The sequence below is a fragment of the Cyclobacterium xiamenense genome (genome assembly GCF_009467825.1).
Lineage (GTDB): Bacteria > Bacteroidota > Bacteroidia > Cytophagales > Cyclobacteriaceae > Cyclobacterium > Cyclobacterium xiamenense.
Genome location: NZ_WIOK01000009.1, coordinates 186,882 through 201,744 on the forward strand (window position 1 = coordinate 186,882; position 14,863 = coordinate 201,744).

Sequence of the window (14,863 nt, forward strand, 5' to 3'; positions counted from 1 at the left end):
AAGGAGTTGTTTTCGCAGGAATGCTTGGCCTGTTGGTCCTGGCTTTTCCGGCGGGCCTGATGGCTGCTACCTTGCAAAATGCGGGGGAAACCTTTTGGCTATGGCGGTTTTTAGGTAGGCTCCATCCGCTAGCGGTTCATTTTCCGGTGAGCCTTTTGCTTTTCGCAGCATTGCTCGAACTGTTTACCTTACGAAATTATGCCCATAAACTACGGCCCGGCATCGACCTGTTGGTTTGGGCCGGCGTGGCCGGCGCGCTGGTTGCAGCCGTGTTGGGCTGGTTATTGGCGACCGTGGAGGATTACGGAGGAAGTACCGTCGATATTCATCAATGGACAGGGGTAGCGACTGCGGTATTAGGTTTGGGCTTGCTTTATTTTCTTCGGAAGACGGATGGTGGTACCAATCCGGCTGCGGTGAAAGCCTTTCGTTCCCTGCTGTTTTTTTCTGCGCTGGGGGTATCCCTGGCAGGCCATTTCGGCGCGTCCCTTACCCATGGGGAAGATTACCTGAGCAGTACGCTTCCCTGGAATGAAGCGGAATACGAATACACCGGGGAAGCCATTTCAGCGAACCTGGCGGCGTACGAAGGAACGGAAGCACTAAGCGAACAAAAACAAGTGGAATTGGTCGGGAAAGTACGGGCGGTATTCGCGCACAATTGCTACAAATGCCACGGGGAGGCAAAAATAAAAGGAGAGCTGCGGTTGGACGAGAAGGAATTTGTTTTTGCCGGCGGTGAATCCGGTCCCGCAATCGTTCCCGGTGAATCGGGTAGAAGTGAATTGGTGCGGCGCATAAAATTGCCCAAGGATCACAAAGAGGCCATGCCTTCGAAAGGAAAACTGTTGTCCCCGGACGAAATTGCGTTGATATCCTTGTGGGTGGACAAGGGAGCGCCCTGGCCGGATGCTGCCAATGAAGTCAGTGAATTCCGGGTAGCCGAATTGGCGCCCCGTCGGCCCAACCTACCCGCGGCGCGGAAAGGACTTTCGCAGCCCATCGATATTTGGGTGGATGAATACTTTGAAACCCAATCCATTTCCTGGAAAGAACCGGTAGATGACAAGACCTATTTGCGGCGAATTTACCTGGACATCATTGGTTTACTTCCAAGTCCGGAAGCGTACGAGGCGTTTCAAAAAGATACCCGACCCGACAAACGTGCGGCGTGGGTGGAAACCCTGCTGAATCGAACGGATGACTATGCCACCCATTGGATGACCTTCTGGAACGACGCATTGCGAAACGACTACACCGGCACGGGCTACATCACCAAAGGTAGGTTTGCGATTACGGATTGGCTGTATACCTCCCTGCGCGATAACAAGCCCTACGATCAATTTGTCAAACAATTGCTCAATCCCACGGAAGAATCCAAGGGATTTATTGAGGGCATACGCTGGAGGGGAGACGTAAACGCCAGTCAGGTGACCGAGATGCAGGCCGCCCAAAATGTGGGACAGGTAATTCTGGGTTTAAATCTAAAATGTGCCTCCTGTCACGACAGCTTTATCAGTGACTGGAAACTGGAAGAGGCCTACGCTTTTGCCAATATCTTCGCCGATACCACGCTGGAGGTAAGTCGCTGTGAGACGCCCATTGGCAAAAAAGCAAGTACCAAGATACTATGGGAGGAGCTCGGAGAAATAGATAGCACCGCCAATCGATCGGAAAAGCTGGAACAACTGGCCACGTATCTGGTACAGCCGGCCAATGGGCGCATGTATCGGACCATTGTCAACCGCGTTTGGAAACAACTTATGGGAAGAGGGCTGGTGGAGCCGGCAGACGAAATGGATAACCTACCCTGGAGCCAGGATTTGCTGGATTGGCTGGCCTCGGATTTTGAAGACTCGGGTTACGATCTCAAAGAATTGATATACAAAATCGCTACCTCCAAGGCCTATCAGCAACCTTCGGTAGGTGTGGAAGATCCCCTGATGTTGGTGGAAGACGACTTTGTATTTGAAGGCGTGGTGCGTAGAAGGCTTACGGCGGAACAGTTTTCCGACGGTGTTAGCCAATACATCCATCCGGTTTTTGACAACGAGGCCTTGAAATACAAGCCCAATGAACTTGCGGTAGCCGAGCAGGCGACCATGCCATTTGCCCGGGCTTCCCTGGTTGCCAACAACGAGTTTCTCAAAGCACTGGGTAGACCCAACCGGGAGGTGGTCTCAACTAACCGGGACAGCCAGGCCAGCCTCTTGCAGGCATTGGAGCTAACCAACGGGACCACCTTGAACCAGGCGCTGAAAGAAGGCGCGCAGAAATGGAAAGAGAAATACAATGACGGCGATATCATCATTCACGAGACTTACCGGAAATTGCTCGGAAGAGATCCCCATCAAAATGAGTTCAATGTGGCAATGGAGGTGCTGGGAGAGGACCCCTCGCCGGAAGCCGTACAAGATTTATTCTGGGCTGTTTTGTTGCTTCCTGAATTTCAATTAATTTACTGATTAAAATGCATTTGCAATGAATTATAACTGGAGAAGAAGGGATTTTCTGAAGAAGACGAGTGCTGCCACGCTGGCGGCAATGGCGGCAGGTGCGCCCATGTCTGGTTTTTTGGGATCGTGTAGTCCCAAGGAAACGATCAAAAGTACGGCAGATACCGTGATTCTGTTATACATGGCCGGAGGGATGGCCCATACCGAAACCTTTGACCCAAAACGATATACCCCTTTCCGCAAGGGAATGGAATCGAAAGAAGTATTGAGTACCTTCCCCGCCATTCCTACGGCACTGGATGGCATTCAATTTTCTGAGGGACTGGAAAATATCGCACAGGTTATCGACCGGGGAACACTTATTCGATCCTACGTGGCGGCAGATTTGGGACACATTTTGCATACCCGCCATCAATACCATTGGCATACCTGCTACGAGCCGCCACAATCGGTGGCCGTACCCCATATGGGTTCCTGGATGGCCAAGGAATTGGGGCCGGTGAATCCGGTGATTCCACCGTTTATTAACATCGGCCAGCGGTTTACGGTGGGTGAAGGAGAAGAGCTAAAGGCCTTTCACAGTGCCGGCTTTTTGGGAAGCGAGTACGGGCCCTTTTTGATTCCCGACCCGACTTCCGGGCTGGAAAGCGTTCGCCCCCCAGTGGGTATGTCCACCAAGCGCTTTGAAGCAAGGAACCAGCTATACGAACGGCTGGTGCAGGAAAGCGCCATGGGTGAATTTGGCAGCGATTACCAGAAGGAATCCCTGAAGCGATCCATGGAGCAGGCCTACAGGCTGCTGAATTCTCCGGAAGCCAAAGCCTTTGATCTCAGCCAGGAGCCCAAAGAAAAATACGATAAATACAACACCGGTAAATTCGGTCTGGGTTGTTTGATGGCCAAAAGGCTGACGGAACAAGGGGCGCGGTTTATCAGCGTTACCTCCGAATACGAGCCTTTCTTCGGCTGGGATACCCATGAAAACGGGCATACGCGATTGGTAGACATGAAAAAGCTCATCGATGCGCCGATCGCACAGCTGGTAAAAGACCTGGACGAAAGTGGGCGACTGGACCGGACCATGATCATCGTGGCCAGTGAATTTAGCCGGGACATGCTGACTGAAGGGAGGCCCGGCGCAAAAGTGAAAGATCAGGTAGAAGTACCGGATATCATTGAAGACATGAAAAATTACGGCATGCACCGACACTTTACCGACGGGTGCTCCATCCTGATGTTTGGTGGAGGCGTGAAGCGGGGACATGTCTATGGAAAGACGGCGGACGAACGTCCGTGTAAGAGCATCGAAAAACCCATTAAAATTGCGGCTTTGCATCAGACCATCTATCACGCCCTGGGAATCCATCCCGAAACCAATTATGAAATCGAAAAACGCCCATTTTATACCACTCCGGATGGAGAGGGAGTAGCGGAAATGGATCTATTGGCTTAAAAAAATACACCATACACCATGAAAGAAATCGTAAACCCGAGAAGGGAGTTTATCCGAAAAACAGGCCTTGCCGTCGCAGCCGGTGCCTTGATTCCCAATGTCATTTCTCATAAAACCCACGCCATGAAAAAAGAAACCATTTTGGGACACGGCAGCCACCGCTACCGCGTCATCGAAGGATGGGGAAAGCTGGATCCTTCTAAAAACCCGGTGAATGACTGCCACGAGATGGTGGAGGATGCAAAGGGACGGCTGATCCTGTTGACCAATGAAACCAAAAACAATGTCATTATCTATGACAAATCGGGCAAATTGCTGGAAACCTGGGGGACCACCTATCCTGGAGCCCATGGCTTAACCATCAGTGATGAGGGAGGCGAGGAGTTTTTGTACATTGCCGACAATACCCGCAATCAAGTCATTAAAACCGATTTGAAGGGAAAGGAAATCATGGTGCTGGACTATCCCCGAGAAACCGGTAACTACGCGTACCCCCGACAGTTTGTCCCCACAGAGACCGCTATCAATCCGGCCAATGGTGACATCTATGTGGTGGATGGATACGGAAAAAATTACATCACCCAGTACGATGCCAAAGGTAAACTGATTCGGCAATTTGGTGGTTCCGGTGATACCGACGAGACCTTTAACTGCTGCCATGGCATCCTGGTCGATACCCGGGATAAAAACAACCCGACCTTGCTGATCACCGACCGGGGGCACATGCAGTACAAGCGGTTTACCCTGGATGGCCAATACATCAAGACTATTCCCACTCCGGGCTCTTTTGTATGCAGGCCCGTGTTGCGTGGGGACAATATCTATGCGGCTGTATACCGCAGCACCACGCAGGCGTACCCCAACTCGGGTTACATTACCGTTTTGGACAACCAGGACCGGGTGGTTTCCACTCCGGGAGGTACTGCTCCGGAATACGTAAACGGTAACCTTCAGGAGCAGCGCAAAGACATGAGCTTTCAGGGGTTTATGCATCCCCACGATGTGTGTGTGGACCGAGATGAGAACATCTACGTGCCCCAATGGGCTTCTCAAAAGACCTATCCGGTAAAACTGGAAAGGGTATAGTCGCTTCGTAACGAGTTGCGAAAATCACCTGAATGAGGGTCGGTATTTTAAAAGATACCGGCCTTTTGTTTACCCGGATGGCCCGTGTACGGCATGAGAGGGAGTGAACCGAGGAGTTCGGAATAGCTACTAATCGCCGGGAAAAATCGTTTCCGCCCCGGCCCACAGCTTTTGTTAGAGCAAAGGGGATGGATTTTGTCCGCTGGTTGAAATTGCTTTGGCTTTATGCGCGAAAATAGGTAGTTTTTCCGAAACATACGGGGAAGGCCGACGGTTCGACCTTTTCCCCTTCTTCCAATTGATTGCACTGATAAACCCATGCCCCATGAAACCTCCCGTTTTATTTCTTTTTTGCACGCTTCTTGTTACTGCGTTGTCTGTAAGCGCACAAGAAGATCCAGCCCGCGAATCTGTAAAGATCAGCAGCGCGTCAGGCCCAACCCAGGTACGCATTGGCGATGAAGGATCCTTGCTCGTAAACGTTTCCCCGGAAGACCTACGCCGGTTTACCACGCAGGGACTGGTTCGGTACAGCGATTTGGGTGCCGTAGGAGATGGCACTTCGGATGACATCGACGCGATTGCTGCGACGCACGCGGTGGCCAATCAGCAGGGACTTTCCGTAAAAGCCGACGCGGGTGCCCGGTATTACATCAGTGGCAAAGTGCGCATTGCAGAAATCCAAACCAATACCGATTTTGGAACCGCCGAGTTTATCATTGACGATACCAACGTAGAAGATCGAACCCAACACGTGTTTCTGGTGAGCTCCACCCTTCGGCCCTTCGACCTGGAAGGGATTACCTCGCTCAAAAGAAATCAGAAGAAACTGGATGTTCCTTTTCCCGGTCCCTGCCTGGTGACGGTCACCGATGCGAATGTGCGACGGTATATCCGGTACGGACCCAATCAAAACGATGGCTCTCCGCAGACAGATATTTTTATTGTAGACAAAGAGGGAAACGTGGATCCGAATGCACCGATCATTTGGGATTTTGACCAAATCACCGAAATCACCGCGCTGCCCATGGACGAGATTCCCTTGACCATTACGGGAGGACGGTTTACCACCCTTGCCAATCGGGCCGAGTCGAAATACACGTACTATAGCCGGGGCATCGCCATCCGGCGTTCCAACGTGGTATTGGATGGCCTGGAGCATCGGGTCACCGGAGAAGGAGAACAGGGTGCGCCCTATGGGGGCTTCCTCAATTTCCGCGACTGCTCCGATGTGACGGTGCGCAACACGGTCCTTACCGGACACAAAACCTACCGGACCATCGGATCGGCTGGTGTACCCGTATCCATGGGCAGCTACGATATTTCCCTGAGCCGTTCCATCAACGTGTCGTTTGAGCATTGCAGCCAGACCAACGACATCAATGACCGTACGTACTGGGGCATTATGGGCTCCAATTTTTGCAAGAACCTAATCCTGGACCACTGCGTCTTTTCCCGCTTCGATGCCCACATGGGTGTGGCCAATGCCACGGTCCGACATTCCACCCTGGGTCATATGGGCATCAATGCCATCGGCACGGGTACCTTTCTAGTGGAAAATTCCACCCTCAACGGCCGAACGCTGATCAACCTGCGCTCCGACTACGGCAGCACCTGGGAGGGAGAATTCATTATTCGGGATTGTGTATTTATCCCGGCCGGAGGGGCGGAGACGAGCGCCAGCCTGATCGGCGGCTCCAATTCGGGAAAGCATAATTTTGGCTACACCACCTACATGCCGGAACGCATCGTTATCGAAAACCTGCATATCCGGGATTCCAACCACCCGGAAGATTACAAGGGTCCAGCCATTTTTGCCAATTTTAATCCGGCAATGACCGATGATTCCTACGAGGAAACCTTCCCTCACGTTCGTACAAAAGAGGTCCTCCTCAAAAACGTGACCACGGAAAGCGGAAAGGAGCTGCGCGTAAGTGACAACCCGTTTTTGTTTACGGATGTGGAGATACGGAAAGAATGAGTGAAGAGGTATTGGTTTAGGTTTGCACAGGGTATTGTGATCTCGGTCTGAATGTCGCGTTCACGGTGCTTTAGGCGGCGCTCACTTTATCAGATTCCTTAGTTTTCGAGTGCTTCACCGGTGGCTTTTTAATTTGGAGGTAGAATAACCGGAAGATACCTTCAGGAATCCACGGGCAATTTGGCTGTCTCGGTGACCGGTTTGTTTTTTTTACGCAGTAAGCGTTCAATTTTGTTTAGCGAAAGCATGCCTTTGGAGATGAGGTTTGGTGCTTTCGCTACGTTTCGCATTGCTGGAACCAACGAACCCGTTACCAGCAAGAAGGCCAGCAATTCTCCCGGACTTCCCTTGGAGTTTGGAATCAGGGTAATGCTTCCGAGAAGTCCGAAAACAAGCAATGGACCTGCTATCGATAACCAGGCCAGGCGAAGGCTTTCCAGGGTCTGGTATTGGACGTTACTTTCCAGCGCCTGGTGATTTTTCTGTTTAAATGTTCGGACGACATCATCCTTTTGACGCTGACTTGTGTACGAATGATGCAAAGAAAAGGTACTCGTCACATAATTGAGCAGAATACTTTTTTTCGCTCGTTTTTCCACGATCCAGGGTTTTTGTTTTTGATCGATTGCCCAAACTACCGGAGCTACGAGGAAGGCGGCTGCAATAAGAGACAAGGTCCAATGGGTGTTCAGGTAAAGGAGCAGCGCCAACCCGGTGAAAATAAACAGTAAGTCCTTAATTCCCCGGTGAATACCATTGGTAAGCATGCTTCGGATGGGTTGTAAATCTCCTGAATACCGAAGGAGGTACTTTCCAAAGGGAGATGCGTTGAAAAGTTCGCTGTCCCAGGCCAGTTGTTTTTGATAGAGCCGGTTGATTAGCCGGAAATTGAACTCAGCCGCTTTTTTTTGAAGCCCATTTCGTTCGTAAAAATGGCTGAGGACTTTCAGGAACAGTATTCCTCCCATTAATAAGAAAAAGTCCCTGATGGAGTAGACGTTTAATCCAAAATTGCTCAATATGGCCGATTTGCTACTGGATTCCTGATAGATCAGATTAAAGTACCATCCCGTCATCAGGCTTAGTAAAAATGTACCAGTGCTGCTAATCCAGCCTAACAGTAGGTAAAGCGCTAGGCTGGTTTTCTGTGAAAACCAGCCGGACTTTAGCGTTTTATTTTTAATCCAATTCATACCGCTTGCCGCTACTTTAAGCAATCATTAATTGAGTTAAGGGGGTGGAATCTAAAAACTTCCCCATCTGCAAATCTTCAAGCGTCAATATAGGCAGGGAAGAAAGGCTTTCTTTTTCAAAGAGAAACGCATGTACTTCCTCGATCAGTAATGGGCTGGTAGTGAAAAGACCTGCCAAAGCCGCAGGTACCGTACCCCATTCAATCAATGTGTTGATACCGTGAACAGCAGACAGGGAGTCACCTGCTGAAAATAGTACTTGATGGATACCTTTCATAAACGATGCATTATGCAACAGCATTTTTGTTTCACGCTGGAAAATCCCATCGGCTATCTCGACGACGACGTAGTCCGGTTTATGCTGTAGCGTATCCGATAATAAGCTTTCGTAGAGGGAAAGCAATTCCTGTTCGCTGCAGAGATAGGTCGATGGATAGCCATAGCTAGAAAAATCCATGGCACTTATCGCCCCTAAGTCATAGGCTAAGTTTTTGTCTTTTGGGTAAGCTGTCCCTGTGAGTTTGATGTAAGCGGCATTTAGCCCTCTTTTTTCGAAACCGTTGATTAGGTAGGCAGCAGTAGTGGTTTTCCCGCTGTCCATGGAACTTCCTAGCGATAGTATAACTTTTGTTTTTTGGGCACCCATTCCTGTAAACGGGACCAATCGATGTTGGTTTTCCTTGATTGAGTTTGCTATTTCGCCTTTATCGTTTAAAAAGATGCCTACCAGTTCAAGCGTTGTAGGGCCCATTTCTACCAGCCGGGCATGCATTGTTTTCACTTTTCCGATTACACCTCCGCCTCCAAGAAGGTGGTATTCTTCTTCGAGTCCATCGGGCACATAGCCCTCAAATTGGTTGGTTGCATACCGACTTCCAAAGGCACCCATTATTAGATCCCCTGGAATAATTGCAACATTTCTTGAAAGGGTCCGCAGGGAGCCGTGTTTTCCGATTTCTTTGACTTTAAAAAGGCCAACATCGCCTTTTTTCGGCGTAAATTCCTTGGTGATTTCTTCTTTGTACAGGATTTCATAGGTTTTTACACCTGCACATGCCATTCCGATTTTGATTCGATTTTCCATGAGTTTTATAAGTTGATTGGTAAGAGATTTCGTTCGTTTAGCTGATAAGAGAGGCTCATGCCGACTACCTGAAAATTATTGAAGGGGCGCTGTACACGGCCAGTGTTCGGGTTGAGGACGTTTATTTTTTGAGTCTCTTTTGAGAGAAAATTAAATTCGTGATTGTTCATGTAGTAGACCGAGAGGCGTAGGGGTTGGGAGAGTTTAACGTTCAAATTTACTACCATGCGTCCTCGCTGTAGACCTTCAGCGGCGTTCTGCGCGACCTGTTCCCCGGTTTCGTTGAAGTACCTGATGGCGTCACCTCCTATGTTGTAAAAAAGGCTGTAGTTGACAGATGGCGCAATACCAAGAAATTTCATGCGCTTTCGTAGACCTAATCGCGACATTAGAATTACCCGTTGGTCGAAGCGAGTTTCATGCCTGTGCGCCTCTACCCGTACTCCGTTTTTTAAAACAAACCGTTTATCGAGCTTAATTCTGTGAAAGGCACTGGCCTGCAACCGCCTCGTCGTCCTGCCGGATTTGGGCAAGTGCATCCAAACCAAACCCGTCCGGACGCTCCAATTTTTGTTTACCTGGTAACCCAACCGCATCTGATACCAATTGAAATTATTTCTTAAACCAGTTTCGGAAAGTTTGGTGGATCGTAAGTAAGCGATTCTTCCGTCTAATCTGTCGGTAAGGGTTAAGCCCATGTTGAAAGCGTTCCAAACCATGGTTTTTTGCTGAGCCTTTCCTTCGGCCAGGGTTCCAAAAATCAGAAGAACACAGATACCGATTTGGGAAATAGAGAAAGCATTTTTCATAAACGTGTTGTTTAAAACCGTCTCTATGTCGTTTCAAACAAATGCTGTGTAACTAGTAATCAGTAATTTGTTGGGTAAATGGACGAAAAAAAATAAAAACTGTGTATAATCGAAAATAAACTATCAAAAAACGGATATGAAATCCCATGTTTTTTTGCGGTATCGATTTGGATTTAAGGAGGTAACCCTATGTCAGCTGCCTGGGTTAATCCCAACAACCTGTAATTTCCCTGCGTTTTCGGCGAAAAAAAGAGCGATTATTTTATTTACTGGAGAAAAAAGCCTATTGGCAAATCGACACACCCGCCGGCGGTGAATTCGTTGTGAAATGGCCGAGGTCTGGGTAAAAAGTTCACGAAGGATCCCTTGGGAACGATCAACCGGGACAGCGAATCGTCGATCCATCAATTAGTCCAGCCATTATCTTGTTTCTGTGCCGACGGGTTCAATCAACGGTGTTTCCCCGGCAGTGCTGGTTTGGGATTTCCCTGGATGCGCTGCCTGAGTAGGTCCATCGCCTCGTACACGACCGGAACCAGGAAAACCGTCAGCACCAGGGAAGACACAAGTCCCCCGATAATCACCCAGGCAAGCCCGTTCTTCCACTCGGAGGCCGTGCCGGCAGCCAATGCTATCGGAAGCATACCGAATACCATGGATAGCGTTGTCATCAGTATGGGTCGCATCCGGCCCTTGCCTGCCTCCATGAGGGAGGCCCGTACAGAATGCCCCTTTTCTTTCAGCTGATTGGTGAAATCCACAATGAGGATGGCGTTTTTAGTTACCAGCCCCATCAACATGATCAGCCCCAGCAGCGCAAACAAGCTAAGGTGGTTCATGGACAGGTTTAGCGCCAGAAAGGAGCCTATGAGGGCAACGGGAATGGAAAACAATACCACAAATGGATAGACAAAGCTGTCATACAAGGCTACCATGATGAGGTAAATCAGGAGGAAGGAGATCAGTAATACCGAACCCAAAGCACCGAAACTGTCGTTTTGCCGTTTGATATCCGAACCCCAAACATAGCTGATTTCTTCTGGAAGCGGATTTTCCGTGAAATAAGCCACCACATCATCGGCTACGGTTCCGGAGGGTCTTCCCAGCGCATCGGCTGTGATCGTGACGGCAGGTTGTCTGTCCTTTCGCTCCAGCAAGGAGGTGGATTTGTCCTGTACCACCGTTGCTACCTGGGAAAGCGTGACGGGCATACCCAAGGGATTCACCAGGACCAGCCCTTGCACATCCTCGAAATGCCGTCGGTTGAGATCATCCAATTGAATACGAATCGGATATTCCGTGCCTTGCTCGGTGAGCGTGGCGTCGTCGTTTCCGGTCAAGGCGTTGCGCAGGTTCAGCCCCAGGTAGGCATTGGTTAATCCCAGGCGCTGCAATTTATCGGAATCGGGAATGATCTGAAATTCAGGACTGCCTTCTTCGACGGATAATTTGACATGATCCGCTCCCGGGATGGTTTCAATGGTGGTTTTTAGTTTTTTTGCGGCTGCCATTACCTGGTCCTGATCCGGACCGCTGAGGGTTAATTCTATGGGGGCAGTGCGCGGGACAAGGCCCAGGGCTGCCATGGAATAACTCGCCCCCGGAAACTCGCTTTCGAGTACCTCACGTATAGTTTGCATGTAGGTTTCGGTTGGTACGGTCGTTCGTTTGTCGGCATCCTTCAGTTGAATCGTCAATTCTGATTTATAGGATTCACCAACCCCCAAACTTCCAATACCGGTGGATGGGCCGCCCACATTGCTGAAGATGGTGGCGACGTCGGGTTGTTGCAGCAGAAAATTCTCTACTTCCAGGGTACGAATATTGTTTTCTTTGATGCTGGTCGATTTGTCGTATTCCAGGTACATGCGAAACTTTCCCTGATCACCGGTAGCAATCAATTCTTTTCCGATGATACCCTGTTTCATGATAATCCCGGTGATGGCAAAAAGACCGAGAACAATCCCTGCAAACGCCAGCTTGTGATCCAGGACCCAAGCCAGTAGCCTTCCGTACCAGGCGATAAATTGATCCAATTGGTGCTCAAACCAGATCAAAAACCGGTTGAATACGGTAGTAGGTTGCAAGTCTTCGGATTTGCCAACGCGGGAGGCCATCCAGGGAGTCAGGGTAAAGCCAACCAACAAACTGGTCAGGGTCGAGGTAATGACCACCACGGAAAACTGCTTGAGCATGTCTGCCACAAACACCTGCAGGAAAAGGATGGGCAGGAATACCACCACGTCGACCAGGGTGATGGACAAGGCCGAAAATCCGATTTCCATCCTGCCGTCCATAGCCGCTTTGCGTTTTTCTTTGCCCATGTCCAGGTGCCGTTGGATGTTTTCCAATACCACCGTGGCATCGTCCACCAATATTCCGATAATCAGGGACATGGCCAACAGGGTCATCAGGTTGAGCGTATAGCCCAAAATCCACATTACGGCAAATGCCGTTACCAGGGAAGTAGGAATGGCCACCAGAACGATCAGGGAATTTCTGAAACTCCGCAAAAACAACAACATCACCAGCGAAACCAGTACCACAGCTAGAATCAAATCAACCACCACGGAGTTAACGGCAGCAATGGTGTTGTCCGTGCTGTCGTCGGCAATGATGAAACGGACCCCATCGACAGCATGCAGTTGTTCGATTTGCGCCAATTTTTCCCGAACGGCGCGGGATACCTCCACTGCATTGGCATCCCCCTGTTTCTTTAGCATCAGGCCAATTCCCTCCTGTCCGTTATATCGGCTCACGGAGGTGATTTCCCGGATACCGTCCTTGACGATGGCCAGATCCTGCACATAAACCGGACTTCCCGGTACCGGCATGGCCACCTGGACCTGTTGAATGTCTTCCAGGCTGGTGAATTTTCCCGCCAGCCGCACTGCTTGTTGATTCGTTTCTGTCTGAACCAATCCGGCGGGAATATCCAAACCAGAACGGTTGATGGCTTCCACCACCTGCTGCAGGGATAGGCGGTAGTGCCGGAGTTTTTCCTGGTCCACTTTTACCTGTACCTCCCGTTGCTCACCTCCCAACACGGAGATTTCTGCCACACCTTTGATCTGCTGGATCTGGGGAAGGTAGTCGTCGATTAGGTTTTGGTAAAAGGCTGTACTGCTAAGGCTACTGGTCGCAGTGATGGATAGGATGGGTAGATCGTTGGGAGAAACCTTGCTCATTTCGGGAGACAACACCTGTTCGGGCAACTCTTTTCGGATGTTGTCTATGTAGCGTTGGGCGTCGAGCATGGTCTGATCCAAATCAACGCCGTATTTCATGTTGGCAATTACTACCGAAGCGTTCGGGAGGGACTTGGTAACCAGGTAGTCCACTCCTTCCAGGTTGGAAAGTGCGTCTTCAATTTTTTGGGAAACGGAGTTTTCCACTTCTTCCGGTTCGGCGCCAGGATAGGCCGTTTTGATCACCACCACGGGCTGGTTGAAGTCGGGCATCAACTCATACGATAAATTGGTGAAGCCAATGTAGCCCAGGAGGATGAATAGGCTGAAAAGGACGATGATCAGCGAGGGCCGGTTGATGGATATGGAGGTAATGTTCATGGCGTTTGGTTTACTTTTGGGGGAACACGGAGGCACCTTCGACGATGTTGATCAAACCTCCTACAATGAGCGTATCATTCTCCGCAAGTCCGGAGCGAAGAAGGACCTGGTCCTGCACTCTTTTTTCAATCTGAATGTCCCGGATGACCGCTTTTCCAGCGTTGATCACATAGACCTGCGGCGCGAGGTCAGAGCCCAAAATGGCGGATGAGGGGATTACTATTCCCCGGGAAAGGCTATCCTGCTGCCAGGTCAGGTGGCCAAACATGCCGGCTTTGATTTCATGACTCGGCCCGTTTGAAACGGTGATTTCCACGGGAAAACTATTGGCAGGGGTACCCCGACTACCAAGCATGCGCACGGTACCAATCCTTTCTGCGGGAATGGAAGGGATGCGAATCGGGTAGTTTTTGCCGAGTTCGAAGCGTTTCAAGTCGGCTTCCGGAACCTGAATCACGAATTTTAGCCGTGACATGTCGGTAAGCTGCAAGAGGGCTTTACCGGGTGCCGCAAAATCCCCCTCCTCGGTAAGCTTGGCTGTGATGATACCATCAAAGGGAGCCCGTATTCGGGTCTTGCCGATTTGTTCCCGGAGGGTGCCGGCCTGTACCTGAGCCGTTTCCAGCGCCAGCGCGGTCTTTTCGAGTTGTATGCCCTGAATGGCTTCGGCCTCCACCAAAATCTGGTACCGGATGAGGTCGGCCTCCAGACCTTTGACCTGGACCTCCGCTGCTTTCAGCTGCCATTGCAACAAGGCATCGTCCAGCTGTATCAGCACCTGGCCTTTTTTGACGGCTGAGCCGTCTTCTACCAGTACACGGTTAACTTTGCCCTGAATTTCGGCACTGAGTCGGCTTTCCCTATTCGGGAAAAACGTGCCGGTAAAGTCGTATTCGGGAGCAAGGCTGTCGATTTTGACCTGCTGGCTGCTGACCGGGATAGGTTTCTCCCGGTCGTACAGGTACACCCGTTCTTCGGCGATTTGTTTGTTGGAACGTAGTTTGGCTACGACCAGGCCCAACAGGACCAAGGGGATCAGGATATAAAGGATTCGTTTCATCTGTTTATAAGTTGTTTTTAGCGGTGATATGCCCGCCCGGGTAACGCCAGTCGGACGGGGATCCCAGCCTACCGGCCATAGCCGTCAAGCTAAGCACTTAATCTGTTGATTTAAAGACATTTTGTCTTTCTTTTTCTCAAGTTTGAGGATTTTGGATGCTATTTCTGTAAGA

At 50.2% G+C, this 14,863-nt stretch carries 9 protein-coding genes; 4 read left to right on the forward strand and 5 right to left on the reverse strand.

The features are described from left to right. Nucleotides 1-59 precede the first annotated feature (59 nt). From GCU44_RS09240 to GCU44_RS09255, 4 genes are all read left to right on the forward strand, one after another. Nucleotides 60-2,465: a DUF1549 domain-containing protein gene (locus tag GCU44_RS09240; RefSeq protein WP_241684885.1), complete on the forward strand. Its 2,406-nt coding sequence runs from the start codon at nt 60-62 to the stop codon at nt 2,463-2,465. Between the two features lie 16 nt (nt 2,466-2,481). Continuing rightward, nucleotides 2,482-3,909: a DUF1501 domain-containing protein gene (locus GCU44_RS09245; RefSeq protein WP_154856152.1), complete on the forward strand. Its 1,428-nt coding sequence runs from the start codon at nt 2,482-2,484 to the stop codon at nt 3,907-3,909. 18 nt (nt 3,910-3,927) lie between these two features. Further along, complete coding sequence (locus tag GCU44_RS09250) at nt 3,928-4,995, forward strand: NHL repeat-containing protein (protein ID WP_154856154.1); 1,068 nt, start codon at nt 3,928-3,930, stop codon at nt 4,993-4,995. A 325-nt stretch (nt 4,996-5,320) separates the two neighbouring features. After that, nucleotides 5,321-6,976 carry a hypothetical protein gene (locus tag GCU44_RS09255; protein WP_154856156.1) on the forward strand — a complete coding sequence of 552 codons (1,656 nt, stop codon included), beginning with the start codon at nt 5,321-5,323 and terminating at the stop codon, nt 6,974-6,976. Nucleotides 6,977-7,137: 161 nt separating this feature from the next. On the opposite strand, the gene GCU44_RS09260 is transcribed toward GCU44_RS09255, so the two are convergent. The 5 genes from GCU44_RS09260 to GCU44_RS09280 all read right to left on the reverse strand — a co-directional run bounded on the left by GCU44_RS09260 (nt 7,138) and on the right by GCU44_RS09280 (nt 14,691). Next, complete coding sequence (locus GCU44_RS09260) at nt 7,138-8,169, reverse strand: ABC transporter transmembrane domain-containing protein (RefSeq protein WP_154856158.1); 1,032 nt, start codon at nt 8,167-8,169, stop codon at nt 7,138-7,140. 16 nt (nt 8,170-8,185) lie between these two features. Then, on the reverse strand, nt 8,186-9,253 hold the full coding sequence (locus GCU44_RS09265) for a DUF1611 domain-containing protein (protein WP_154856160.1): 1,068 nt from the start codon (nt 9,251-9,253) through the stop codon (nt 8,186-8,188). Nucleotides 9,254-9,258: 5 nt separating this feature from the next. Beyond that, nucleotides 9,259-10,062 (reverse strand): DUF2490 domain-containing protein, encoded by an 804-nt coding sequence (locus GCU44_RS09270; RefSeq protein ID WP_154856162.1) that lies wholly within the window; start codon nt 10,060-10,062, stop codon nt 9,259-9,261. A 449-nt stretch (nt 10,063-10,511) separates the two neighbouring features. After that, complete coding sequence (locus tag GCU44_RS09275; protein WP_154856164.1) at nt 10,512-13,631, reverse strand: efflux RND transporter permease subunit; 3,120 nt, start codon at nt 13,629-13,631, stop codon at nt 10,512-10,514. A gap of 10 nt (nt 13,632-13,641) precedes the next feature. Next, on the reverse strand, nt 13,642-14,691 hold the full coding sequence (locus tag GCU44_RS09280) for an efflux RND transporter periplasmic adaptor subunit (protein WP_154856166.1): 1,050 nt from the start codon (nt 14,689-14,691) through the stop codon (nt 13,642-13,644). Nucleotides 14,692-14,863 lie beyond the last annotated feature (172 nt).

What these genes read in the sequence shown, in the direction of transcription:
- GCU44_RS09245 (WP_154856152.1), top strand. Translation starts at nt 2,482, where the DNA reads ATGAATTATAACTGGAGAAGAAGGGATTTTCTGAAGAAGACGAGTGCT.
- GCU44_RS09260 (WP_154856158.1), bottom strand. Translation starts at nt 8,169, where the DNA reads ATGAATTGGATTAAAAATAAAACGCTAAAGTCCGGCTGGTTTTCACAG.
- GCU44_RS09240 (WP_241684885.1), top strand. Translation starts at nt 60, where the DNA reads ATGGCTGCTACCTTGCAAAATGCGGGGGAAACCTTTTGGCTATGGCGG.
- GCU44_RS09275 (WP_154856164.1), bottom strand. Translation starts at nt 13,631, where the DNA reads ATGAACATTACCTCCATATCCATCAACCGGCCCTCGCTGATCATCGTC.
- GCU44_RS09280 (WP_154856166.1), bottom strand. Translation starts at nt 14,691, where the DNA reads ATGAAACGAATCCTTTATATCCTGATCCCCTTGGTCCTGTTGGGCCTG.
- GCU44_RS09265 (WP_154856160.1), bottom strand. Translation starts at nt 9,253, where the DNA reads ATGGAAAATCGAATCAAAATCGGAATGGCATGTGCAGGTGTAAAAACC.
- GCU44_RS09270 (WP_154856162.1), bottom strand. Translation starts at nt 10,062, where the DNA reads ATGAAAAATGCTTTCTCTATTTCCCAAATCGGTATCTGTGTTCTTCTG.
- GCU44_RS09255 (WP_154856156.1), top strand. Translation starts at nt 5,321, where the DNA reads ATGAAACCTCCCGTTTTATTTCTTTTTTGCACGCTTCTTGTTACTGCG.
- GCU44_RS09250 (WP_154856154.1), top strand. Translation starts at nt 3,928, where the DNA reads ATGAAAGAAATCGTAAACCCGAGAAGGGAGTTTATCCGAAAAACAGGC.